Genomic DNA, 22,447 nt, shown 5'->3' with positions numbered 1-22,447 from the left:
TGTTCCTCAGATCAGGGCGTGGGTTCAGCGCGGATTGCGGTGGGATGGAGGGGGCGGGCGGCGGATGCGATGCCAAGCGCGCGATCCCCAACGCCAGAGATAGGCCGCGCCACTCCAGAGCGTGGTCAAGGCGGTCAAATAGATCAAACCGATCAACAGCCAAGCGGGCAATGCGATCAACCCATAATGAATGATGATCGTGCAAACCAGCGTCAACTGGATGAGGGTATTTAGCTTGCTGATCATCAGCGGCGCGGCCTGGAAGCGCTCGATCAGCAGATGATAGGCGACGGCGCCGCCGAGAATCATGAGGTCACGCAGGATCACCAGCATCACCAGCCAGCCCGGCAGTTCATCCAGCCAGCCCAGCGCCAGAATGGCGCCCATCAGCAGTAGCTTGTCGGCTATCGGATCAAGCAGGCCGCCGAGTTCACTGGTCCAGCCGTAATACTTGGCGAGAAACCCGTCCAGCGCGTCGGAAATGCCGGCAATCACGAACAGCAGCAACGCCGCGCCATAGCGCTCTTGCAGCAGCAGCCACAGGAAGGGCGCTACGAGCAGAATACGCAAGCTGGTGATAAGATTGGGAATATCGCAGAGTTTCAAGGGTAATAATGCCACGTCAATACCATCCGGGCGATTGCGGGGAACTCTTTAATAATGCCGACAAGGCTCGAACAAGCATAACCCAACCGATGAATTTGCGACTAGAATTGGGCGTAATTGCGACAGAGGAAGAATCCGCTATGACCGAACCGACCCACGGCAGCCCACGGGCGCAGGCGTATGACCGGATGATGGAGCGGGTAAAGCTCCGGCTGGAGGAACTGGAACAGGCCGAGAAGGCGGCGTTTCCACGCTTGTACGCCAGCATTGAACATGCGGCGGAAAAGGCGGTGGAACTGGGTGAACTGACCGGCGAGGAGGCGCGGCTGATCGGTAGCTACCTGAAGCGCGATCTGGAGGACGCCGGCCAATATCTGAGCAGTACCGGTCACGATCTGGGGGCTTGGCTGCGGTTTGACGTAGAGTTGCTGGAAGACCGGATGCTGGATTTTTTCCAGCGCGGCGTGGATCAGTCGCGGCTGGATTTGTTGGCGTTCGAGGAGCCGGTTGCGGGCGCGGAACTGGCCGAGTATTGCAGCGGCGAAATCACCGGGCCGGGGACCTTGCAATGCGAACAATGCGCTGAGCTGATGGTTTTCCATGCACCTGCCGCCATTATTCCTTGTTCGGTCTGTGGCGGCACTGTTTTCATCCGCGTCAGTGAGGAGCCGTGATGACGGATAGGCGGTGTAGGTAAAAACCATGATCGGGCTGTAAATCTTCCTGATTTACCCTACCATCAGATTATTGTTAACTAAATGTCGCTTTAGCTGATTTTTACAGCAAAGCAGGTTTTAATCTTAATATCCTGTATTTAACCGCCAGCCGGATTTGCTGGCGGTTTTTTTATATCCAAAAATTCTGGGGCCTTTCCCTAATTTTGCTGGGGCATTATTCAAACCCTCAGCCATTTTTTAATCTGTTGATACACTCGTGGATCATTCAATAAAGCCATGTGATTTAATCCCCCCAGCTTGATAGCGTCTACGTCGCCCCTTAGGTGAGGCGCCGTGGCGCTCCCGAGCGTGACCAGTCCATCCCCTAGAATATGGCCCAACGGATGATCAGCGTTCTTGGCTAGATTGGCGCCAATAAAACGTAGAGCTACGCCAGGTAATCCGGGCGCGGCTTGGGGCTGCGGGCTGATGGCGCGTAACCCATAACGCAAGTTTTTGATGCCGACGCTGCGGGCATTGGCGATTTTCCCCAAGGGTGCGGTCATGTCGGAGCGATGCAGCGCTGCCGTGACCGCGTGACCGAGTTGTTCCAGCGCTGCGCCTTGATGCGGCGATCCGAGACAGATCACCATGCGGGTGAGATTCAGCCACGGCAGATTTTCAGCGGCGGCCTGCTGGCAGGCACTGCGCGCCACCAGCCCGCCCATGCTATGACCGATCAATATCAGCTCATGCACCGGCTGCGGATAAACGGCCAGCAATTGCTGTAGTTGCTGCGCTAATTGCTCACCGTTATCGGTGATGGTCAAGCCGGTGTTGTAGCGCAGGTAGAGCGGGGTGTAGCCCAGTTCAGCCTGTAAGCGCTGGCCGTAATCCTGACTTGGCGCGTTGCCGGCGGTTGCGGAGTTGCGCTGCCAACTGTGTTCATCGCAGCCCAGCCCGTGAATAAACAGGCACAAGCGGTCGCTGCGTTCCGGCAGATGGGCGGCCAGGCCCGCTGGCGTCAATGGAATCAGGTGGCCGCTGGCGTAGAAACCCATGCGAATCGCCAGCGGATTGGCGCTGTGTTGCAAATGATCGCCGACCACTGCATTCAGGGCGCTCCGCAGCCCGACGGCCAATCGACTGGGCGGTTCGGTGGGTGTTGTGGGCGTTGTGATGGCCGCGACAGCGTGTGGCTCCAGCAGATCGGCGACGGTAAGCGCCCCGCCGACGCCTTGGCGGATGGTGGCGTAAATGCCGCCAGCAATCGCATCATGCGTACCCTGCGCCAGCCGCACCGGCCCGGCCAGTCCGGGAATCCAGCCCAGCATCTGGAAAGACAGTCCGGCAATCGCCTGATGGATTTCCTGCACCCGCGTGGTCGCTTCCTGAAAGCCGGTTTTTAGCACCGGGTAATAACCGCTACGGTTTTCCCGTAGCTTTACTTCACGAATGGCATTGAATGGCATTGTTATGTTCCATAGCTACCCGGTTCAGGGTGGTCAAGGTCGGGAGTCATTAGCGCTCGACTTTTTCGGGGCTTTACCGCAGTCGGATTCGATTTTGCGTCGGCCTTCAAAAAAATGGATCGCCCAATCGGGCGCAATAGCGCTGCCGCCCGTTGATAATTCGATTCATGGTTAAACAGCCATAAAACCCGCGTCTGCCGATTTTTAGGACGCAGTGGAATCGGTGCATAACCATCGGTGAAAATAATCAGCCCATCGTAATCACGATGCTGGTCAATGTAATCAATCACAGGAGTGAAATCAGTGCCGCCCCGCCCGGTAATTTGCACCTGACGACGGGCTTTTTTTAGTATTAGCGGCGGGCCTTTGATCTCGGTATCAAACTGAATCACGTCAATCTGCTCAATGCCATAGTTGAAAAACCGGTTAATGGTGGAAAAGCCGCGTTGCAACTCATCGCTGCTCATCGAGCCACTGACATCGACCGCGATCAACAGCTTGGTAGTGAAGTGCCGCCGACTACCCATGTAGAGAAATTCATAGCGACGGCTGGGTTTCATCCGGGTCAATTCCCGGTTCAGCGCGATAATGTTGGCCCGAAACTGGCGCAGCACCGTTCGATAATCCAGCTTCGGTTTGAGCGTTGCCAGAATCTGTTCGCGCAATTTTCCGGCAATGCTTCCCCAGCTTTGGCTTTCGCGCACCGCTTCAATGGCCTGATTAAGGCGTTCATTCAGCCAGTCATCTTCGTCCCAGCATTCCGCATTCTCGACTCCGGCCTGCGTATAATGTTCCAGCGGCGAACCAGCGGCGTTTTCGCTATCGGCATTTTGATCAGAAGCTTCACCTGTCTTTTCATCCGGTTGTTCCGCTGAGGGTTCCTCCAGGGTTTCATCGGCAGCGGCGGCATTCGCACTTTCACCAGCACCCTGAGTCTCAGCGGCGCTTTGCCTGCCTCCGGCTGATGACTGGATGTTGCTGAGCGGAGCGGGAGTTTCCGGCTTTACCGCTGCACGGGCCGCATCGCTGATCTCCTCCAGTTTGTTGTAGTAAAACTCGAAATATTGCTGATTAAAAGCGCTATCGCCAAATACATCTTTGGCATTGGGAAAGGGCAGGCTGCTGTGCAAATACTCCTGCAAGGTGATATTACTGGCAAGGTAGCTGCGCTCGCTGTTTTCCTTGCGCCGGGAATAAGGATGTCTTAATAAAATCCGGGTCGCCTCAAACTGCATGGCTTGTTCCAGTTCACGCGGATTGAGTGAATCAATAAAGCGCGGGTTATATTCAATTTGTCCGTGGTTAACCCGGATACTTTGCAAATGCGGCGACGCGAGCAATTGATGGGTCATCCAGACGCCAAACAGCAACGGTTCCCGCAGAAACCAGACTTCGGCAATGCGGCGAATGCGTTCACGGGCGGTCAGTTTTTGCGGCATGTTAGACCTGAATGCCTTCAATATAATCCGTCATAAAAGTAATCAGTTCCATTGACTCCGCGATAAAGCCCATCGCTTGAGAAAATTTGGGACTCTGCATCATCCCAGCCAAGTGAGCAATCGCTTCATTTTGTTTGGCTTTTTGCAGGAATTTCAGATAGGCCAGCAGATTTTGGCGGATGAGATCGGCCTGTTCCGGTTTGTATTTTTTGCTGTTTAGCCAGAACACCATTTGCTGGTTCAACAACGTAAACTCGGCCAGGGACAGCGTTTTCAACTTGTCCTGATGCTGATGGAACCGCAATAATAGCTGTTCCGGGGTGACTTTTGCCACGACATGAAGATTCTGCCTGAAAGCCGCAGCCGCCGCTGCGCCCACCATCCCTGCAATGATTTTCAGGTGAATCTCTTCGAGAGCGGGATGGTATTCGATAAACCGGGCGACTTTGACCCAGGCTCGCCGATCCGGGGTTTTCACCAGCCCGGCAGTCAACCAGCTTTCATCAGCAGCACGATCCGGACTATCCAGATGCTCGTGATTTTTCTGGATGAAATTAATCACTCGTTCATCGATGCCGGTGCTATTGGCCCACAACAGCCAGTCTTCTACAGTCGGCGAGAACTCATACAGGTTAAACCGTGAAACCAGCGCCGGATCGAGTTCCGTCAACTGGTATTCATCGCCCTCATTAACTGCGGCAATCACGATGCTGCCGGCGGGCAAGGTTTTACCCGCCAAGGTTTTATTCAGGCTTAAATCCTGTACCGCTTGCAAAATTTCCGGTCGCGCCCGGTTGAGTTCATCCAGAAACAGCACGATTGGCTCGTTAGCTAACGGCCACCAATACGGCGGCAGGAATAGCGAGCGCCCGGTCTGTTCATCCTTATTCATCAGGCCGATTAAATCGCCAGGATCGCTCATTTGGCCGAGAAAGAAGGGCACCACCCGCATATTTTTCTGGCGATAATACGCGGTAATAATTTCCGATTTGCCAATGCCGTGTTTACCGATCAGCATGATATTTTGCTCCGGCGGACTCAAGCGCAGGAGATCATGGAGTTCTTTTGCATCAATCCGAATGGACATGAATAAACCTTAGCCAAGAAAACGGTTGAAAATTTTTCACTACCGGTTGCGAAGATCCGCATCGGAATGGATAAATTTACTCTGTTCCCGCGAGCCGATTTGCTTCATCTTAAAATGAACGCCCTGCTGATAGACCTCGCGCACTGAAGCAATAATCGAGCGGAGCTTCGACAATACTTCCTGAAAGCGATTGAACGGGATGTTAATTTGAATGGCTTGGTTTTTGTCCAGCCGGATCGATAATTTTAGCTTGATCGTATCGTTTTCAGTGAAAAATTCAAACCGATCTTCCGCCGCAATTTGTTTGACTTGGGCGATAATCGCCTGGGCCTTGAACTCGCGCACTTTTTGCCGCCGGTTGGCCAGAGCTGCTTGTCGATTGAACTGCGCCTGACAAGCCGCAATAAAGGCTTCAATCTCGGCAAGACTGGAAACAACTACGGCTTTGCCATAAGAATAACCGATCATCAATTCTTTGCGATCATTTAATAATAGCCCAAAATCGTAGCAGCTATGCCAACTATCGTTTGGATCGTCGAAGGAAAAGGTACACAACACATCGCTTTTATTTTTATGCTGCTGGTTGAATTCACGATATTGATTCCGGTCAATCTTAATGTAATTCAAGCGCGATAGTCGTTCTTTCAACTGCTGTTTCGCTGGTTCTCGTTCATTCGGCGCAATACACCACGGCGCTGCCCCGGTAAAAATTTCGCGCATGGTTTTCTGGATAAAGGCTACGCTTAAACTCATTATTTTTTACCTTGCTGTGGAACCCTTTCGATCACTGTGTTATTGCCACCAGCCACCGGCTCAGAACGGATTCTAGCTTATTCTTGATCCGGTTCGCTCTCAGCTCGGATTACAGTCAAGCCGGGATCGCCCATTTTAATCAGACGCTGGACGGTTCCCTACCCTTCCGTTAGCTTAAGCACCCCTTCTCGCCCGACTGCCGCCCAATTCCTCAAGCATGAACGCTACCGCTACCTACGACGCCGCCGCGATTGAAGTCCTCAGCGGCCTGGACCCGGTTCGCAAGCGACCGGGCATGTACACCGATACCACTCGGCCCAACCATCTGGCGCAGGAAGTGGTTGACAACAGCGTGGACGAGGCCATCGCCGGCCATGCCGGCGCAGTCACGGTCATTTTGTACGCCGATGGTTCGCTGTCCGTCGCCGATGACGGACGCGGGATGCCCGTTGACATTCACCCCGAAGAAGGCATCCCCGGCGTTGAACTGATCCTGACCCGCTTGCACGCCGGCGGCAAATTTTCCGACCGCAATTACCGCTTCTCTGGTGGTCTGCACGGCGTCGGGGTGTCGGTGGTGAACGCGCTCTCCAGTCAGTTGGAGGTGTGGGTACGGCGCAACGGCAAGGAATACCACATGGCCTTTGCCGGCGGTGACAAAGTCTCTGATTTGAAAGAAGTCGGCACCGCCCCGCGCCGGACCACCGGCACCACGGTGCGGTTCTGGCCGGACCCGCGCTATTTCGATTCGCCCAAGTTTTTGACACCGCGCCTCAAGCATGTGTTACGCGCCAAGGCAGTGCTGTGTCCGGGGCTGAAGGTCGCGTTCACCGACGAGGCCAGCGGCGAGCAAATCATCTGGCATTACCAGGATGGCTTCACCGACTACCTCAAGGAGGCGCTCGGTCAGACGCCGTTGTTGCCTGATCCGCCGTTCGTCGGCCATGTCAGCAGCGAACGTGAGGCCGCCGACTGGGCCTTGACCTGGTTGCCGGAAGGTGGCGAGCCGGTGGCGGAAAGTTACGTCAACCTGATTCCCACGCCGCAGGGCGGCACCCACATCAACGGCTTGCGCGGTGGCTTGACCGATGCGGTGCGCGAGTTCTGCGAGTTCCGCAACCTGGTTCCGCGTGGGCTGCGGATTGCGCCGGAAGATGTCTGGGACGGTTGCTGCTATGTGCTGTCGGTCAAGCTGGCCGACCCACAATTCTCCGGACAGACCAAGGAGCGCTTATCCTCGCGGGAGTGCGCGGTATTCGTGGCCGGGGTGGTCAAGGACACCCTGAGTCTGTGGTTGAACCAGCATCCCGAAATCGGCGAGCGGATTGCGCAACTGGCGCTGGCGAATGCCCATAAGCGGATGCGCGCCAGCCGCAAAGTGGTGCGTAAACAGGTGACCAGCGGCCCGGCGCTGCCCGGCAAGCTGGCCGATTGCACCGCACAGGACTTGGCGCGCACCGAACTGTTTCTGGTCGAAGGCGATTCCGCCGGCGGTTCCACCAAACAGGCCCGCAGCCGCGAGTTTCAGGCGGTGATGCCGTTGCGCGGCAAGATATTGAACACCTGGGAGGTAGATTCCGCCGAAGTGATGGCTTCGCAAGAGGTGCATGACATCGCGGTCGCCATCGGCGTTGATCCCGGTTCCGAGGATTTAGCCGGACTGCGCTACGGTAAGGTCTGCATTCTGGCCGACGCCGACTCGGATGGACTGCATATTGCGACGCTGTTGTGTGCGCTGTTCGTGCGCCATTTTCGCCCCTTGGTTGAGGCCGGTCATGTCCATGTTGCCATGCCGCCGCTGTTTCGCGTCGATGTCGGCAAGGAAGTGTTTTACGCCCTGGACGAGGCCGAGAAACAGGGCATTCTCGACCGCATCAGCGCCGAAAAGAAAAAGGGCAAGGTCAACGTCACCCGGTTCAAGGGCCTGGGCGAAATGAATCCCCTGCAATTACGGGAAACCACCATGGACCCCGCTACCCGTCGGCTGGTGCAATTGACGCTCGACGCCAGCGACGACACCTTGGTGCTCATGGACATGTTGCTGGCGAAAAAACGGGCCGGGGATCGCAAGCATTGGCTGGAAGCAAACGGCAATCTGGCCGAGGTGTGAGAAAAAGAAAGGGCTTTATCACGCCGCACCTTGCCGCTCCCGGATTCAGCAACTAGAGTTTGAAGACGCCGCTACCCCCGTGGCGGCGGAAACCCAAACCAAAACACACCAAAAGAGGTTGCGGATGAACAAGAAACTGCTAATGAGTATGGCCGCGTTCTGTGCGATGGGTCTATCCTCGGGCGCGTGGGCGGCTGACGCTGCAACCGCCGACGAAGTGGTCGCCAAGACCAAGGAAGCCGCCGTCGAGGTGAAGGCCAAGGCTGATGTCGCCTTGTCGGAATTCGACAAGAAAGACGGCAAATGGGCATGGAAAGATACCTACGTCTTTGTGCTTGATTGCACCAATGGGGTGATGAAGGCTCATCCAGCCGAGGCGGTTAGAGGCAAGAAGTTAGCCGATATCCTCAAGGACAAAGCCACAGGCAAGGAGTTTGCTACGGCCATGTGCGATGCCTCCAAGAAGGCTAACGGTGGCTGGGTCGAGTACATGTGGACCAAACCGGGCGCTGAGGGCAATCACCGCAAAATCGCCTATATACTGGCCGCCGGCAATTATACTGTGGGCGCCGGCGTCTATGACGACAAGATGACCGTCCAGCAACTGGAAGCCAAGACCAAGTAAGCCCCTATCGATTCCGCCGCGATCCGATCCTGCCGCTGGTTTCCCCACCAGCAGCGGAACGCGGCGGTTTCACCCGCACTATCGCTTTCCCCGCCGTTCGCCGTCACTCGTTTATACTGCCCAGCCTTTTCCAGGCCCAACATTTAAGGAGGATTCGGTGATTTATTCTCTTGGCGACCGCAAGGTCGAATTTCACGGCGCGGACTGGTTTATCGCCGACAACGCCACCGTCATCGGCTCAGTCATCCTCAAGCAGAACGCCAGTATCTGGTTCAACGCCGTGGTGCGCGGCGATAATGACCCCATCATCATCGGCGAGAATTCCAACATTCAGGATGGATCGATCCTGCACACCGACCCTGGCATTCCGCTCACCATTGGCCGTGATGTCACCGTCGGCCATCTGGCGATGCTGCACGGCTGTATCATCGGCGACAACAGCCTGATCGGGATCAAGAGCCTGATCATGAATCGGGCGGTAATCGGCAAGAACTGCCTGATCGGCGCCAACAGCCTGATTCCCGAAGGCAAGATCATCCCGGACGGGTCGCTGGTCATGGGTTCGCCGGGCAAGATCGTGCGAACGTTGAGCGAAGCGGAGATTGAGGGCTTGCGGTTATCCGCCGCCCGCTATGTGGAAAACTTCAAGCGGTTCCAGCGCGAACTGCGCCTCCAGGACTGACATGGCGACGGTGCTGGAGGATCGCCTGGATCTGGCGATCCGGCAGGTCGGATCAACCATTCTCGGCAAGGAACACGCCATCCGTCTGGCGCTGAGCTGCCTGCTGGCGCGGGGTCATCTGTTGATCGAAGATCTGCCGGGGATGGGTAAAACCACCCTGGCTCACGCCTTGGCGCGCTGTCTGGGCCTGCACTATCAGCGCATCCAGTTCACCAGCGATTTGCTGCCCGCCGACATTCTCGGCGCGGCGGTGTACGAGCGCCAGCGCGAGACCTTCGTGTTTCATCCCGGCCCGATCTTCGCTCAATTGATTCTGGCCGATGAGATCAACCGTGCTACCCCGAAGACCCAGAGCGCATTGCTGGAAGCGATGGAAGAAGGTCAGGTCACTATTGAGGGCGAAACCCGCAAACTGCCGGATCCGTTCTTCGTTATCGCGACCCAGAATCCGGCGTATCAGATTGGCACCTTCCCGCTGCCAGAATCGCAACTTGACCGGTTCCTGATGCGGATTCAACTCGGCTATCCCAATGCCCAGGCCGAACGGTTGCTGCTGGAAGGCGAGGATCGTCGCGAGGTGCTGGCGCGGTTGCCCGCCTGTTTGACCCCGGCCCAATTGCACGAAGCGCAGGCGCGAGTAACGGGAATTCACGCCGCGTCGCCGCTGTTGGATTACATCCAGGCGCTATTGACCTTCTCGCGCCAGTCCAGCCATTTTCGGGGCGGCCTGTCACCGCGCGCCGGACTGGCCTTGCTGCGGGCGGCGCGGGCCTGGGCGCTGTTGCATCGGCGCAGTCATGTGCTGCCAGAGGACGTGCAGACCGTGTTGCCGGCGGTGGTCGGCCATCGCCTGCATCCCAGTGAAGACCATCTGGAGCAGTCCACCTCCCATCTGGTCGAGCGCCTGCGCGCTGGCGTAGCGCTGCCCCTCTGAATCGAATCCTCATCATGGCTACGACGCTGTGGCAACGATTCGAGAGGTGGGTCATGCGTGGCCAGCGTCCATCGAATGATCCGGTGCAGTTAAACCGCCGCCGGATTTACATTCTGCCGACCCGTCAGGGCTATGCCTTTGCCTTATTGCTGTTCGTGCTGTTCCTGTGGGCCATCAACTACAGCAACAGCATGGGCTTTGCCTTTACCTTCCTGCTGGCCGCAGTGGCGCTGAACAGCATGTGGCAGGCGCATGACAATCTACTGGGGTTGATCCTTCATCCTGGCTGCGCCGAGCCAGTGTTCGCCGGTCAGGATGCACAATGGAGCTTTCGGCTGGAAAATCCCGATTCCAGGCCGCACTACGGTGTCGCCCTGCAATGGCAGAACCGACCGCCTCAGTATGTCAATTTACCTGCACAGGGTTCAGCAACCGTGACTTTAGCGATCCCCGCCGAACGGCGTGGCTGGCTGCGACCGGGACGGCTGCGGGTGCTGACCCGCTATCCGCTGGGGTTATTGCAAGCCTGGAGTTGGGTGGAATTCGATCAGGGTGGCCTGGTTTATCCGCAACCGCGTGGGCAACGACCATTGCCAGCGGCGTTACCGGGCAGTGCCGGCAGTGGCTTGGGTGAGCAGGGCTTGGGCAGCGAGGATTACGCTGGTTTCCGTCCTTATGTGCCCGGCGACTCGCCGCGCCGGATTGCCTGGAAAACCGCAGGCCGTGCCGATCAACTTCTGGTCAAATGCTTCACCGATCAAGCCCGCCCGGAACTATGGCTGGACTGGCGATTGCTGGGCATTGACAACCTTGAACCCCGACTGTCGCAGCTTTGTCAGTGGGTGCTGAAAGCCGACAGTGATGGTCGCCAGTACGGGTTGCGCCTGCCGGGGTTGCAAATACCGCCGGGACACGGCGCTGTGCAACGGCGTCGCTGTCTGGAGGCGCTGGCCCTGTTTATCGACTCCGAAGGGATTTCCCGCCGCCATGATGCCGTGGAACCGGAACAACCGGCCCAAGCCCGAACCGCCGGTTGAGCTGCTGACCCCGCAGGCGCTGATCGGACTGCTGGCGGCGCTGGTGCTGGCGGTGGGGCCTCACGCCCGCGAACTGCCGGTCTGGTTGACAGCCTTGTTCGCCGCTGTCGCCGGTTGGCGGGGATTCATCGTGATCCGTAATCAGGCGCTGCCACCCCGCTGGCTGTTGTTAATTCTGGCGACGCTGGCGGGCGCCGGGGTGTTGCTCGAATACCGCACCCTGCTCGGCCGTGAAGCGGGGGTGGCGTTGCTCACTGCGATGACGGCCTGCAAATTGCTGGAAACTCGCAGTTTGCGCGATGGCGTCGTGCTGGTGTTCCTGGGCTATCTGCTGGTGATGAGCAACCTGCTCCATAGCCAGGATATTCCGATGGTGGCCTATCTGTTGGTGGTCATTGTCGCTATGCTGGCGGCCCAAGTGATGATCCATCGCCAGCATGCCGGCCTGACCGCGTTGGCGCCGTTATGGCTGGCGGGCCGGATGCTGTTGCTGGCGATTCCAGTGATGCTGATCCTGTTTGTGCTGTTCCCGCGTATCCCTGGCCCGCTGTGGGGTCTGCCCAAGGATGCCCATGAAGGTCGCACCGGCCTGTCCGAGGAGATGGCGCCGGGCACGATCAGCGCGTTGGGCCAATCGGACGAAGTGGCTTTTCGGGTTCGTTTCACCAGCGCCATTCCCCCCCCGAACCAGCGTTACTGGCGCGGACCCGTATTATGGAATTTCGATGGTCGGCGCTGGACCCGGATTGAGGAACTGCCGAGCAATGTTCCCGCGCCTTTTACCCCGGAAGGCGCGGCAGTGGAATACACCGTGATTCTGGAGCCGAGCAACCGGCGCTGGCTGTTGGCGCTGGATCTGCCCGCCAGCCTGCCGCCCCGCACCAGCATGACGGCCTCGTTTCAACTGCTGCGCAATCAGCCGGTTAACGAAGTGTATCGTTACGAAATGCGGTCGTACCCGCACTATCGAACCGGTGATCTGACCGCAGCGGAACGAACGCACGGTCTGCAATTGCCCTCGCGCACTAACCCGCGCACTCGAACGCTGGCGGCAGCGTGGCGGCAGCGTGACGCTCAACCCGAGGCGCTGGTTAATACGGCATTGGCACTATTCCGCGAGCAGGCGTTTTATTACACCCTGACTCCGCCGCTGTTGATGAGCAGAGATAGCGTGGATGATTTTCTGTTCCGCACCCGCCAAGGCTTTTGCGAACACTACGCCAGCGCCTTCGTATTTCTGATGCGAGCGGCTGGCGTACCGGCGCGAGTGGTGACGGGCTATCAGGGCGGCGAGCGCAACGAGCTGGGCGGGTATTTCATCATCCGCCAGGCTGACGCCCACGCCTGGGCTGAAGTCTGGCTGGAGGGGCGCGGCTGGGTGCGGATAGACCCCACCGCAGCGGTGGCGCCGAGCCGAATTCAGGAGGGGCTGTATGCCGCCTTACCTGATTCGGGGGCGCTACCCTTTCTGCTGCGTCGAGGCGGCAATAGCGAGTGGCTGCGACAACTGGCCCTGAGTTGGGATTCATTCAATATCGTCTGGAACGAGTGGGTGCTGGCCTACGGCCCCGACCGGCAGAAGGAGTTTCTATCAGGGCTGGGTTTTGGGGCGGTGGACTGGGGTGAAATGACGGTAGCGATGATCACGGCCTTGAGCGGTCTCGGTCTCGCCTATGCAGCTTTGCGCTGGCGTCGTCGCTACGCTCGCGATCCGGTGGTGCGCGCCTGGCAGCGGTTTTGTGTCCGGTTGGCGCGGCGCGGGCTGGTGCGGGAGGCCGACGAAGGCCCGCTGGCGTTCGTGGAACGGGTGACGCATTGCCGCCCGGATTTGGCGCAGCCGGCTGGGGAGATTGGGCGGCTCTACGCGGCGCTGCGCTACGGACCCACGATCTCGCCAGCAGCGGTGCGTCAGTTGCAGCAATTAGTCCGGCGGTTTCGGGCTTGAAGGTTGCCTTGACCGTCGCGCCATGCTTTCAGGCAAAAATCAGCGACAGTTCTCAATGACCGGCCTGGTTTCCGGCCAAATTCCGCGCCACAGGTAAAACGACTGCGCCGCCTGTTCCACCAGCATCCCCCAACCATCCAGTGATCGGGCTGCGCCCTGCTCCTTCCCCCAACGTACAAAGGCCGTCGGTTCGCTGCGGTACATCAGGTCGTAACACCAGCCATCCGCCGCCAGCACCCCCTCTGGCAGTAGCGGCACGGCGTCGCTCAGACCGGCGGACGTGGCATTGATGATCAGATCGAACTGCCGCCCGGCCAATTCGGCAAAGCCGCAGCCGGATACCCGCCCCAGATCGCCAAACCGCAACGACAGCTCCAGCGCCTTGCCAGCGGTGCGGTTGGCGATCACCAGTTGCGCCGGTTGTTCCAGCAGCAGCGGCTGCAACACCCCTCGCGCCGCGCCGCCCGCGCCCAGCAGCAGAATTCGCCGACCCGCCAGCGCATAACCGTGGTTGACCGTCAGATCGCGCACCAGTCCCGGCCCGTCGGTGTTGTCGCCGCGCACTCCGGTTGAATCGAAAATCAGCGTATTCACCGCTCCAGCCCGTTCGGCGCGGGCGCTCAGAAGGTCGGCAAATACCCAGGCATCCGGTTTGAACGGTACGGTGACGTTTAGCCCTTTGCCGCCCGCCGCCCGAAACGCCCGCGCCGCTGCGGCAAAACCACCCGGTTCCACCCGAATGGCACGGTATTCAAGACTCTGGCCGGTCTGCGCCGCGAACAGGGCATGAATGTGGGGTGATTTGCTGTGGGCAATGGGGTTGCCCATTACGGCGTATTGATCGAGCATCGTCGCCATGGTTTCTTCTCCGTTTTCAATGCTTCCGCAGCGGCGCCCATAGCCGTTGCTCAAATTCCAGCGGCGGGACGTATTGCAACAGCGCTTCGCCGTCATTGCCGAGCAGCAAATCCACACCCCGCGCTGGATAGAGCCAGTGCGATCCCCCCTCGGCGGCGATCCGTTCAGCGGGTTCGCCGAAGCGCTTGCGCACCAGTTCGGCATCGAACTTGACCACCGGCAGATAGGTGATCGTGGTTATGACCGCCCCCAGCGCCAGATCGGCATCTGCCTCAGCCACCGGATAACGCCGACTGCCGTCGGTAGTGGGCTTGCCGGCACCCGCGTGAATTCGCAACGTATTCAACATCGGATCGGGCAACCGCGCCGCCAACACCAGCCGCGCGTTCAAGCCGCCGACCACCGCATCCCGAAAATAGGCTTCCAGCTTCAAAGCCCCATCCTTACCCTGAAATAGTCCCAGATCATAACGCCGACCCAGTTTGTTCACCGCGTCCCGCACCGTGCTTTCGCCCAGGGTCAAGCCAAATACGGTGAGCGCCGCGCCGTCTTGTCCGATGCTCGCCTGCCACGGCAAATCCTGTCCCGGCGTGGAAGATTGGCCGCCGGGCGGGCGCATGATCGCCAGGAAAAAGCCGCTCATTGCCACACTGAGCGCCGCCAGCAGCAGGATTTTCCAACGCTTCATGGCTTCTGCCGCAGCCAGTCCGCTGCCTGACCGGCGAAATAGCTCAAAATCGCATCGGCCCCGGCCCGCTTGATAGACAATAGCGATTCCATCACCACCGCCCGCTCGTCCAGCCAGCCATTCCGGGCAGCGGCCAGCAACATCGCGTACTCGCCGCTGACCTGATAGACAAACGTGGGCGCGGCGAACTGGTCCTTGACCCGCCGCACGATGTCCAGGTACGGCATTCCCGGCTTGATCATCACGATGTCCGCGCCCTCATCCAAATCCATCGCCACCTCGCGCAAGGCTTCGTCGCTATTGGCCGGGTCCATCTGGTAGCTGTATTTGTTGCCTTTACCAAGCGCGCCTGCCGACCCGACCGCATCGCGGAACGGCCCGTAGAAACTGGAGGCGTACTTGGCGGAATAGGCCAGGATGCGGGTATGGACAAAATCGTTGGATTCCAGCGCCTCGCGGATCGCGCCGATCCGTCCGTCCATCATGTCCGAGGGCGCAACGATGTCCGCACCCGCTTCAGCATGAGAGAGCGCCTGCCGCGTCAGTACGCTCACCGTCTCGTCGTTCAGCACATAACCGGAGTCGTCCAGCAATCCGTCCTGACCGTGGCGGGTGAAGGGATCCAGCGCCACATCGGTCATCACCCCGAGTTGGGGAAAGCGGGCTTTCAGCGCCCGTACCGCCCGTTGCGCTAATCCTTGAGAGTTATAAGCTTCGGCGGCGTCCAGCGATTTTGCTTCCGGCGGCGTCACCGGAAACAGCGCCACCGCCGGCACCTCCAGCGCCGTTAGTCGCTCAGCTTCACGCAGCAGTTGGTCAATGCTCAGCCGCTCTACCCCTGGCATGGATGCGACCGGTTCGCGCCGCTTATCGCCTTCGATGACGAACAACGGCTGGATCAGATCGGCGGCAGTGAGCACGGTTTCCTGCATCAGTCGGCGTGAGAACTCATCGCGCCGCATCCGGCGCGGGCGGGCACCGGGAAATTGGCCGGTCATAATCTGCGGCGATCTGGACACGTTACCTCCTCCTGTAGATTTTCCTGTGATCAGCTATAGCAATGGTTCGGACAGCTTCATGCGGCGCTTGGTGATTGATACCGCCAAATTCAATGCCAAAGTAGCAGAGAAGGCAATCCGGTCAGCTTAGGCCAGTTCCTGTACTTCCCGGTGGCGGAAACAGTTGGTGGTGTGGTCATTAACCATGCCGACCGCCTGCATGAAGGCGTAGCAGACGGTCGGGCCTACGAAATTAAAGCCGAGCCGCTTCAGATCGCGGCTCATTGCTTCTGCTTCCGGGGTGCGGGTCGGTACCTCCACCAGCGTCGGCCAAGCGTTCTGCCGGGGCTGGAATTCGACATAGCGCCACAGGAAGGCATTGAATCCGCCCTGCTGCTCCCGAATCGTCAAATAACCTTGGGCGTTGCGAATGGCGGCAGCGATCTTGAGGTGATTGCGCACAATGCCCGGATTGGCCAGCAGATCGGCAATTTTGGCGGCATCATAACGGGCGATCCGTTCTGGATCGAAATCATCGAACGCGGCGCGGTAATGTTCCCGTTTACGCAGAATGGTCAGCCAACTCAAACCGGCCTGCACGCCTTCGAGGATCAGCATCTCAAACAACCGGTGATCATCGTGCAGCGGTACACCCCATTCATGATCATGGTAATCCACATACAGCGGATCAGCGCTGCACCATGCGCAGCGCTCAGGCAGCATCAGAATTAGACCCTGAAGAAGATGGAGCGGCTGGTTCATTATCGCTATCGCTCTGTTCCAGCCGCTCAACCCCTTGGTTGTAGTGAATGGTATCAGGCGCCACTACCCCGCCGGAAATGATAAAGGTCATGGCTTCGTCCATGGACCAGTTCGTCGCGGTGAGTTGGCTCAGTGGCAAAATCTCCAGATAACCGGAGGTCGGATTCGGCGCAGTTGGTACATAGACCGCCGCCAGTTTCTCGCCGGTATCCGCGTCGCACATGATATGGGTCACGAACCCGACGACTTTCATCCCCGGCGAAGGGAACTCGATGAGTACCACCCGCTGAATTTGGGTCGGTTCCTGTTGCAGCGACTGAACCAGTTTCCGGGTCGATCCGTAGATGGTTTGCACCCCGGGCAGCCGGTGCATCAAATCCTCGAAACCGGCAATCACCCGCCGTCCCACTACGCGAGACGCCATCCAACCCAGCAGATACAGACCGATCAGCGTGATCAGTGCCGCCAGCAGGTTCTGAAACCAGGGTTGCAACAGTAAACCCGACAGAACCGGTAAATCATCGTAAATATTCTTGGAGAGCGCCCGCACTCCTGGCATCCCGATCCGGGTCAACTGGTTCAGCACGAACCCGAACACCAGCCAAGTGATCCAAATCGGAATAATTGTCAGAATACCGGTCACCAGATACCGTTGCGCATGGGGCGGCAACTTGTGATGATGTTTAAGATTTGCCATTGTTTGAAACCTCGAACCGATTACTTACATTAAATTGTGCTACACCTAGCATCCCATTTTTCAGGAGCCTGCATGTCTTCCGTATCCTATCCGCCGCTGCTGATTGAACCGGAGCAGCTTCAACCGTGTCTCGCCGATCCGGCCGTTCTGATTGTCGACTTGTCCGATCCGGCCCGCTACGCCGCTGGGCACATTCCCGGTGCGATCCATCTCGACTACTCCGATCTGATCCGGGTCGTGCCACCGGCAATGGGATTGCTGCCCGACGCAATGCGACTGAGCGAGGTACTGGCGCGGATCGGTCTGACCCCAGAACGGCATGTGATCGCTTATGACGCGGAAGGCAACGGTCGCGCCAGCCGGTTATTATGGACGTTAGTGACGCTCGGTCACCCACGGGTATCGCTCCTCAACGGGGGCGCCCACGCCTGGAATGCCGCCGGCGGGTTGCTGGAAGCGCAATTTCAGCATCCGTCGAGCAGCACCTATCAGGCTCGCTTTGTCGATCCGCCAGTCGCAGTCGCCGACCGAGCTTATATCCTGAAACGACTGGGCCAGCCGGATGTAGCCCTGCTCGATACTCGAACTCCAGCGGAATACGCCGGCATGGATCAACGCGCCGCCCGGGGTGGACATATCCCCGGCGCGGTCAACCTGAACTGGATGGATACCATGGACCCGCAACGCCAATTGCGCCTCCAGCCCGCTCCGGTGTTACGCCAGTTACTGGATCTGCGTGGTGTCACCACCGACAAGGAAGTGATCGTCTATTGCCAGACCCATCACCGCTCTGCCCATACCTACTGGGTGTTACGCTATCTGGGCTATCCACGGGTGCGCGGCTATCCGGGCGCCTGGTCGGAATGGGGCAACGATCCCAGTGTGCCGGTCGAGGCGTGAGCAGTGGCACTGTGTTTTCCGCTCGCTCGCCGAAGCGGCAGTTAGGTCCCCACGCCTTCCGCCGCTACGAACAGTCGCTCGCGATAAAAGCGCAGTTCATCAATGGAATCGCGGATATCCTGCAATGCCAGATGCGTCGAGGTCTTGCTGAAACTCTTGAGGTTCGGATACCAGCGGCGGGCCAGTTCCTTAACCGTACTGACATCCAGGTTGCGGTAGTGAAAATACGTCTCCAGTTCGGGCATCCAGCGGGCCAGAAACCGCCGATCCTGGCAAATGCTATTGCCGCAGATGGGCGATTGGCCCTTGGGCACATACTGGCTCAAAAATTCCAGAGTGCGCGCCTCGGCCTCGCGCTCATTCACGCGGCTGGCACGAACCCGGGCCACCAACCCAGACGCGCCGTGCTGTTTGCGGTTCCAGTCGTCCATCGCCGCCAGCACAACGTCGTTTTGGTGGATCGCCAGCACCGGCCCTTCGGCCAGAAGATTGAGCTGGCTGTCGGTAATGAGCGTAGCGATTTCAATGATAAAGTCAGTCTGGGGTTCCAGGCCGGTCATTTCCAAATCAATCCAGATCAGGTTATCAGGGGACATGGTTGCTTTATTTATGGAGTTAGGGTGAGTGAAAAAATCATGCTGCCGGCGGCGAATCCACAATGATTGCCGACGAAAAGTGTACGCCGATTCCGGCGGTCGCGGGGTAGAGGCGCTATGGCCGGTCGCCGTCTGACCCAACGCCAGCAGGGTCGCATCCAGCGCTTGCAGGAGCGCCGCCGCGACCGCGCTGATCAGCGGATGGAAACGCTGGATAGCGCCGGGCTGGGTTCGGAACAGACCGGCCTGGTTATCGCCCATTACGGACAGACGCTGATTGTCGAGGATAGCGCCAGTCGGCTATATCGCTGCACCGCCCGGCAGAATCTGGGACGGCTGGCGTGTGGCGATCAGGTCATTTGGCAAGCGTCCGGCGCGGAGGATGGAGTGATCATCGCCCTGGGCGAACGCCGTTCGCTCCTGACCCGCCCCGACTACAACGGCCAGCCGCGCCCGGTCGCCGCCAATCTCGACGCGGTGGCGGTGGTGCTGGCGCCGGAGCCGGAACCGAGCGAGCGCCGGAGCCGGAACCGAGCGAATACCTGATTGATCGCTATTTAGTGACCATCGCCGCTCTTGGGGTACACGGGCTGTTGGTGTTGAATAAGCTGGATGTGCTGAACAAGCCCGCGCTGGCGACTTTGACCGAGCGGATGGAGCCGTATCGCCGGATCGGTTATCCGCTGCTACTGACCAGCAGCTACACCGCACAGGGTCTGGACGAACTGCGCACCTGGCTGCGGGGTCGCGTCAGCCTGCTGGTTGGGCAATCGGGCGTAGGCAAATCGTCGCTGATCAAGGCGTTGCTGCCGGATCGCGAGATTCGCATTCAGGCCGTGTCCCAATTCACCGGCCACGGCACTCATACCACCACTACCAGTACGCTCTATCATCTGCCGGACGGCGGTGATCTGGTGGATACTCCCGGCGTGCGCAGCTTCGAGTTGGGAGAAATCAGCCTGGGCGATCTGGATCGGGGTTTCGTGGACATTGCGCCCTATCTGGGCCGCTGCCGATTTTCCGACTGCCGCCATCTGACTGAGCCGGCTTGCGCGTTGCGGGAGGCAGTGGCGCACGGTGAGATTGCGGCGCGGCGGCTGGAAAGCTACCTGCAACTCTGGGCGGCGCTGAAAGCGGCAAGGCCGGGGTGAAAATGGCCGAATATCCGCTCATCCTTGATGTACAAACACCTCTTCTGCCTCCTCCAGCCTGACTGGTTCCTCATGATGACTCCCGAATCCCTTCGTCCTATGGTTCAAACCCTGCTGAATTCCCAGATTCAGGCGGTGCTGGCGACTCAACACCAGCAGCAGCCCTACACCAGTTTAATGGCCTTCGCCGTCACCCCGGATCTGCGGCAGATCGTGTTTGCCACCGCCCGGGCGACACAGAAGTACGCCAATCTGATGACCAATCCTCGCGCCTCGCTGCTGATTGATAACCGTGGTAACGATTCTGCCGATTACCGCAATGCAGTAGCCATTTCGGCTCAAGGCGTGACCCGTGAGGTAGACGCCGCGCAGCGCGCTGAACGGCTTCAACTTTATCTGAGCAAGCATCCGCAGTTACGGGATTTCGTCACCGACGCTGCCTGTGCGCTGCTGCAACTGGATGTGGAATGCTATTACGTGGTCAGCCAGTTTCAGAACGTCGTCGAATGGCGTTTTTCAAACCCGGCGGCTTGATGACTGGCACTCTGCGAAAGAGAATCCCGATGAAAATGAAACAGTTGCTCTGGCTGATTGTACCTCTGCTGATTTTGGCGCTGGTGTCAGGATGCAGCGACCGCAGCGATGACGGTACTACCCGTCAGACCGTGGCACTGCTGAACGTGTCCTACGATCCCACTCGCGAGTTTTACAGCGAACTCAACGCTGCTTTTAGCAAGGACTGGCAGGCTAAAACCGGCGAATCCGTCACTATCCGACAATCGCACGGTGGCTCTGGCAAGCAGGCTCGTTCGGTGATTGACGGGCTGGAAGGCGATGTCGTTACCTTGGCGCTGGCTTACGATATTGATGAAATCAGTATCAAGGGTGGTTTATTGCCGACAGACTGGCAACAACGGCTACCGTACAACAGCGCTCCCTACACCTCGACGATTGTATTTTTGGTGCGCGAGGGCAATCCCAAGGGCATTAAGGATTGGGATGATCTGGCGCAGCCAGGGGTGAGCGTGGTTACTCCCAATCCCAAAACTTCGGGTGGAGCGCGCTGGAATTATCTGGCGGCCTGGGGCTACGCACTGCGCCAGCCGGGCGGTAATGAGGATAAGGCGCGTGAGTTTGTCGCCCGTTTATACCGCAACGTGCCAGTGCTGGATTCCGGGGCACGGGGTTCCACTACCACCTTTGTGGAACGCGATATAGGTGACGTGTTGCTGACCTGGGAAAACGAGGCGTTCTTGGCGGTCGAGGAATTAGGCAAGAACCGGTTTGAGCGAGTGACACCATCCAGCAGCATTTTGGCAGAACCCCCGGTGGCACTGGTGGACAAAGTGGCCGACCGGCATGGCACCCGTACAGCGGCCCAAGCCTATCTGGAGTATCTGTACAGTTCAGTCGGGCAGGAATTGGCGGCCAAGCACTATTACCGACCGCGAGATCCAGCGGTGGTCGAACGTTACCGGAATCGGTTCCCAACCTTGAATCTGTTCACTATTGACGAAGCGTTCGGCGGCTGGGCCAAGGCGCAGGCCACGCATTTCAAAGACGGCGGAACCTTCGATCAAATCTATCAGCAGGCCCGCTAGACGGTGGGTTCAAGCCAGCCGCTTGCCGCATTGAGTGGCGATGAACTCCACGGCTTCATCCACTGAAGCCAATGGCATTTCATAACCGTCAGGCATATAGCCATAGATGCCCTGCTTGAAGTGACTGTTGCGAGAAGCATAGAGCCGAATGATCAACTGAGCGGGGGGATAATTCGGGCCAGTGTGGAAGTCAATAATGATTTTATCGTTGAAAATCCAGAAATATACCAGTGGGCCAAGGGTTGATCTTGGGTGTTCTTCCGCCAACAGGCATCAACAAACCGTTGCGTAAACCATGGTCTTTTATTCCATAGCTCACTTCTTGCTTCAACGAGGTTGCCCAAGGGTACGGCTTGGTTTTCGCCACTCAAATTCCCCACGGGTGGGGAACTTTACGCTGATGAGGCGACCGCATGTTCCCCCAGGTCTCACGCCCTCTCTGCAAGCGTTACTTTCCGCCCAACTGGCGGTAGGTTCCTGAGAACGGCCAAGATTCTTAAATGAAAGCCCATGAAAGTCAATAAAGTTTTCAGTAGCTGTCAACCCCGTCGTTCGCAATAAGTCAACCGCGCATTCATCCAAGAAACGCCAGGTCCTGACGCACCTCGCTATCGAGCGCTATTTCGGCTAACGCTTCCCGTTCTTCGGCAAATCGCTAACCCGCCTTACCATGCCGTACCCATCCTGGTAGGCTACCGGGCTGTCTAATTTTGGGTAGCGGTTATAACGCGATGTGCAACTTTAGCGGATAGGTCTTGAAGCGACACGGCTATCGGCATAGGTTATTGATGGAGATAGAAAACCTAACCTAGAGGGCGATAGCCATGCCGCTGGAAGAGTTTATCATCAG

Annotated in this window: 24 protein-coding genes; 12 read left to right on the top strand and 12 right to left on the bottom strand. The window is 58.3% G+C overall.

The genetic code is table 11. The features are described from left to right. Positions 1-24: 24 nt before the first annotated feature. Positions 25-621 carry a CDP-alcohol phosphatidyltransferase family protein gene (locus BN874_RS20930; RefSeq protein WP_230314511.1) on the bottom strand — a complete coding sequence of 199 codons (597 nt, stop codon included), beginning with the start codon at positions 619-621 and terminating at the stop codon, positions 25-27. Positions 622-746: 125 nt separating this feature from the next. Here BN874_RS20930 and BN874_RS20925 point away from each other — a divergent pair, with 125 nt between their 5' ends. Continuing rightward, positions 747-1,280 carry a zinc ribbon-containing protein gene (locus BN874_RS20925; RefSeq protein ID WP_034436727.1) on the top strand — a complete coding sequence of 178 codons (534 nt, stop codon included), beginning with the start codon at positions 747-749 and terminating at the stop codon, positions 1,278-1,280. Positions 1,281-1,501: 221 nt separating this feature from the next. Here the strand turns inward: BN874_RS20925 and BN874_RS20920 are convergent, their stop codons facing one another. From BN874_RS20920 to BN874_RS20905, 4 genes are read right to left on the bottom strand one after another with little or no spacing between them, the layout of a single operon-like run. Then, on the bottom strand, positions 1,502-2,734 hold the full coding sequence (locus BN874_RS20920) for an esterase/lipase family protein (RefSeq protein ID WP_034436726.1): 1,233 nt from the start codon (positions 2,732-2,734) through the stop codon (positions 1,502-1,504). A 2-nt stretch (positions 2,735-2,736) separates the two neighbouring features. After that, on the bottom strand, positions 2,737-4,173 hold the full coding sequence (locus BN874_RS20915; RefSeq protein WP_051498166.1) for a VWA-like domain-containing protein: 1,437 nt from the start codon (positions 4,171-4,173) through the stop codon (positions 2,737-2,739). A 1-nt stretch (position 4,174) separates the two neighbouring features. Beyond that, on the bottom strand, positions 4,175-5,260 hold the full coding sequence (locus tag BN874_RS20910; RefSeq protein ID WP_034436724.1) for an AAA family ATPase: 1,086 nt from the start codon (positions 5,258-5,260) through the stop codon (positions 4,175-4,177). Between the two features lie 39 nt (positions 5,261-5,299). Continuing rightward, positions 5,300-5,980, bottom strand: a complete 681-nt coding sequence (locus BN874_RS20905; protein ID WP_154725059.1) for a hypothetical protein — start codon at positions 5,978-5,980, stop codon at positions 5,300-5,302. Positions 5,981-6,230: 250 nt separating this feature from the next. Between BN874_RS20905 and parE the strand changes: the two genes are divergently transcribed. The 6 genes from parE to BN874_RS20875 all read left to right on the top strand — a co-directional run bounded on the left by parE (position 6,231) and on the right by BN874_RS20875 (position 13,346). Further along, positions 6,231-8,123: a DNA topoisomerase IV subunit B gene (gene parE / locus BN874_RS20900; protein ID WP_034436719.1), complete on the top strand. Its 1,893-nt coding sequence runs from the start codon at positions 6,231-6,233 to the stop codon at positions 8,121-8,123. Between the two features lie 124 nt (positions 8,124-8,247). Then, positions 8,248-8,748 (top strand): cache domain-containing protein, encoded by a 501-nt coding sequence (locus tag BN874_RS20895; protein ID WP_051498165.1) that lies wholly within the window; start codon positions 8,248-8,250, stop codon positions 8,746-8,748. Between the two features lie 157 nt (positions 8,749-8,905). Then, on the top strand, positions 8,906-9,430 hold the full coding sequence (locus BN874_RS20890; protein WP_034436717.1) for a gamma carbonic anhydrase family protein: 525 nt from the start codon (positions 8,906-8,908) through the stop codon (positions 9,428-9,430). 1 nt (position 9,431) lies between these two features. Further along, positions 9,432-10,364: an AAA family ATPase gene (locus tag BN874_RS20885; protein WP_051498164.1), complete on the top strand. Its 933-nt coding sequence runs from the start codon at positions 9,432-9,434 to the stop codon at positions 10,362-10,364. A gap of 14 nt (positions 10,365-10,378) precedes the next feature. Continuing rightward, a complete protein-coding gene (locus tag BN874_RS20880) occupies positions 10,379-11,401 on the top strand; it encodes a DUF58 domain-containing protein (protein ID WP_081756574.1) in 1,023 nt (340 codons plus the stop codon). Next, positions 11,352-13,346 (top strand): transglutaminase TgpA family protein, encoded by a 1,995-nt coding sequence (locus tag BN874_RS20875; protein ID WP_195912251.1) that lies wholly within the window; start codon positions 11,352-11,354, stop codon positions 13,344-13,346. The genes BN874_RS20880 and BN874_RS20875 overlap by 50 nt, the downstream gene beginning before the upstream one ends. Positions 13,347-13,385: 39 nt before the next feature. On the opposite strand, the gene aroE is transcribed toward BN874_RS20875, so the two are convergent. From aroE to BN874_RS20850, 5 genes are all read right to left on the bottom strand, one after another. Continuing rightward, positions 13,386-14,204: a shikimate dehydrogenase gene (gene aroE, locus BN874_RS20870; RefSeq protein ID WP_420886157.1), complete on the bottom strand. Its 819-nt coding sequence runs from the start codon at positions 14,202-14,204 to the stop codon at positions 13,386-13,388. Between the two features lie 16 nt (positions 14,205-14,220). Continuing rightward, positions 14,221-14,892 (bottom strand): hypothetical protein, encoded by a 672-nt coding sequence (locus BN874_RS20865; RefSeq protein ID WP_034436715.1) that lies wholly within the window; start codon positions 14,890-14,892, stop codon positions 14,221-14,223. Beyond that, positions 14,889-15,890, bottom strand: coding sequence for a porphobilinogen synthase (hemB, locus tag BN874_RS20860; protein WP_034436714.1), 1,002 nt, complete (start codon positions 15,888-15,890; stop codon positions 14,889-14,891). Before hemB ends, BN874_RS20865 begins: the two co-directional genes overlap by 4 nt. A 147-nt stretch (positions 15,891-16,037) precedes the next feature. Continuing rightward, positions 16,038-16,613: a DNA-3-methyladenine glycosylase I gene (locus BN874_RS20855; RefSeq protein WP_034436712.1), complete on the bottom strand. Its 576-nt coding sequence runs from the start codon at positions 16,611-16,613 to the stop codon at positions 16,038-16,040. Continuing rightward, complete coding sequence (locus BN874_RS20850; RefSeq protein ID WP_081756572.1) at positions 16,603-17,349, bottom strand: DUF502 domain-containing protein; 747 nt, start codon at positions 17,347-17,349, stop codon at positions 16,603-16,605. Before BN874_RS20850 ends, BN874_RS20855 begins: the two co-directional genes overlap by 11 nt. Before the next feature lie 72 nt (positions 17,350-17,421). On the opposite strand from BN874_RS20850, the gene BN874_RS20845 reads away from it, so the two are divergent. Next, entirely contained in the window at positions 17,422-18,249 is an 828-nt protein-coding gene (locus BN874_RS20845; RefSeq protein WP_034436710.1) for a sulfurtransferase, read from the top strand. Positions 18,250-18,290: 41 nt separating this feature from the next. On the opposite strand, the gene orn is transcribed toward BN874_RS20845, so the two are convergent. Further along, the gene (gene orn / locus BN874_RS20840) at positions 18,291-18,845 is read right to left on the bottom strand and encodes an oligoribonuclease (protein WP_034436708.1); all 555 of its coding nucleotides are present in this window, start codon (positions 18,843-18,845) and stop codon (positions 18,291-18,293) included. 117 nt (positions 18,846-18,962) lie between these two features. On the opposite strand from orn, the gene BN874_RS25245 reads away from it, so the two are divergent. The 4 genes from BN874_RS25245 to BN874_RS20825 all read left to right on the top strand — a co-directional run bounded on the left by BN874_RS25245 (position 18,963) and on the right by BN874_RS20825 (position 21,597). Then, positions 18,963-19,391, top strand: coding sequence for a ribosome biogenesis GTPase RsgA family protein (locus tag BN874_RS25245; RefSeq protein ID WP_195912250.1), 429 nt, complete (start codon positions 18,963-18,965; stop codon positions 19,389-19,391). A gap of 14 nt (positions 19,392-19,405) precedes the next feature. Further along, positions 19,406-19,996, top strand: a complete 591-nt coding sequence (gene rsgA / locus BN874_RS23055) for a ribosome small subunit-dependent GTPase A (protein WP_051498161.1) — start codon at positions 19,406-19,408, stop codon at positions 19,994-19,996. 72 nt (positions 19,997-20,068) lie between these two features. Next, entirely contained in the window at positions 20,069-20,530 is a 462-nt protein-coding gene (locus tag BN874_RS20830; RefSeq protein WP_195912249.1) for a pyridoxamine 5'-phosphate oxidase family protein, read from the top strand. Between the two features lie 29 nt (positions 20,531-20,559). Further along, positions 20,560-21,597, top strand: coding sequence for a sulfate ABC transporter substrate-binding protein (locus BN874_RS20825; protein WP_420886156.1), 1,038 nt, complete (start codon positions 20,560-20,562; stop codon positions 21,595-21,597). 9 nt (positions 21,598-21,606) lie between these two features. On the opposite strand, the gene BN874_RS20820 is transcribed toward BN874_RS20825, so the two are convergent. Then, the gene (locus BN874_RS20820) at positions 21,607-21,864 is read right to left on the bottom strand and encodes a hypothetical protein (RefSeq protein ID WP_034436705.1); all 258 of its coding nucleotides are present in this window, start codon (positions 21,862-21,864) and stop codon (positions 21,607-21,609) included. Positions 21,865-22,447 lie beyond the last annotated feature (583 nt).

The organism is Candidatus Contendobacter odensis Run_B_J11 (assembly GCF_000531125.1).
Classification (GTDB): domain Bacteria; phylum Pseudomonadota; class Gammaproteobacteria; order Competibacterales; family Competibacteraceae; genus Contendibacter; species Contendibacter odensensis.
Note: the sequence above shows the minus strand (reverse complement) of the source record. Positions and strands in the feature narration are given on the sequence as shown.

Bases quoted from the DNA above. Each gene is read 5' to 3' on its own strand.
- BN874_RS20885 (WP_051498164.1), top strand. From the start codon at position 9,432: ATGGCGACGGTGCTGGAGGATCGCCTGGATCTGGCGATCCGGCAGGTC.
- hemB (WP_034436714.1), bottom strand. From the start codon at position 15,890: ATGACCGGCCAATTTCCCGGTGCCCGCCCGCGCCGGATGCGGCGCGAT.
- parE (WP_034436719.1), top strand. From the start codon at position 6,231: ATGAACGCTACCGCTACCTACGACGCCGCCGCGATTGAAGTCCTCAGC.
- orn (WP_034436708.1), bottom strand. From the start codon at position 18,845: ATGTCCCCTGATAACCTGATCTGGATTGATTTGGAAATGACCGGCCTG.
- BN874_RS20910 (WP_034436724.1), bottom strand. From the start codon at position 5,260: ATGTCCATTCGGATTGATGCAAAAGAACTCCATGATCTCCTGCGCTTG.
- BN874_RS20925 (WP_034436727.1), top strand. From the start codon at position 747: ATGACCGAACCGACCCACGGCAGCCCACGGGCGCAGGCGTATGACCGG.
- BN874_RS20875 (WP_195912251.1), top strand. From the start codon at position 11,352: ATGATGCCGTGGAACCGGAACAACCGGCCCAAGCCCGAACCGCCGGTT.
- BN874_RS20855 (WP_034436712.1), bottom strand. From the start codon at position 16,613: ATGCTGCCTGAGCGCTGCGCATGGTGCAGCGCTGATCCGCTGTATGTG.
- BN874_RS20895 (WP_051498165.1), top strand. From the start codon at position 8,248: ATGAACAAGAAACTGCTAATGAGTATGGCCGCGTTCTGTGCGATGGGT.
- aroE (WP_420886157.1), bottom strand. From the start codon at position 14,204: ATGGCGACGATGCTCGATCAATACGCCGTAATGGGCAACCCCATTGCC.
- BN874_RS20905 (WP_154725059.1), bottom strand. From the start codon at position 5,980: ATGCGCGAAATTTTTACCGGGGCAGCGCCGTGGTGTATTGCGCCGAAT.
- BN874_RS25245 (WP_195912250.1), top strand. From the start codon at position 18,963: ATGGCCGGTCGCCGTCTGACCCAACGCCAGCAGGGTCGCATCCAGCGC.
- BN874_RS20830 (WP_195912249.1), top strand. From the start codon at position 20,069: ATGATGACTCCCGAATCCCTTCGTCCTATGGTTCAAACCCTGCTGAAT.
- BN874_RS20825 (WP_420886156.1), top strand. From the start codon at position 20,560: ATGAAAATGAAACAGTTGCTCTGGCTGATTGTACCTCTGCTGATTTTG.
- BN874_RS20920 (WP_034436726.1), bottom strand. From the start codon at position 2,734: ATGCCATTCAATGCCATTCGTGAAGTAAAGCTACGGGAAAACCGTAGC.
- BN874_RS20880 (WP_081756574.1), top strand. From the start codon at position 10,379: ATGGCTACGACGCTGTGGCAACGATTCGAGAGGTGGGTCATGCGTGGC.
- BN874_RS20915 (WP_051498166.1), bottom strand. From the start codon at position 4,173: ATGCCGCAAAAACTGACCGCCCGTGAACGCATTCGCCGCATTGCCGAA.
- BN874_RS20865 (WP_034436715.1), bottom strand. From the start codon at position 14,892: ATGAAGCGTTGGAAAATCCTGCTGCTGGCGGCGCTCAGTGTGGCAATG.
- BN874_RS20845 (WP_034436710.1), top strand. From the start codon at position 17,422: ATGTCTTCCGTATCCTATCCGCCGCTGCTGATTGAACCGGAGCAGCTT.
- BN874_RS20850 (WP_081756572.1), bottom strand. From the start codon at position 17,349: ATGGCAAATCTTAAACATCATCACAAGTTGCCGCCCCATGCGCAACGG.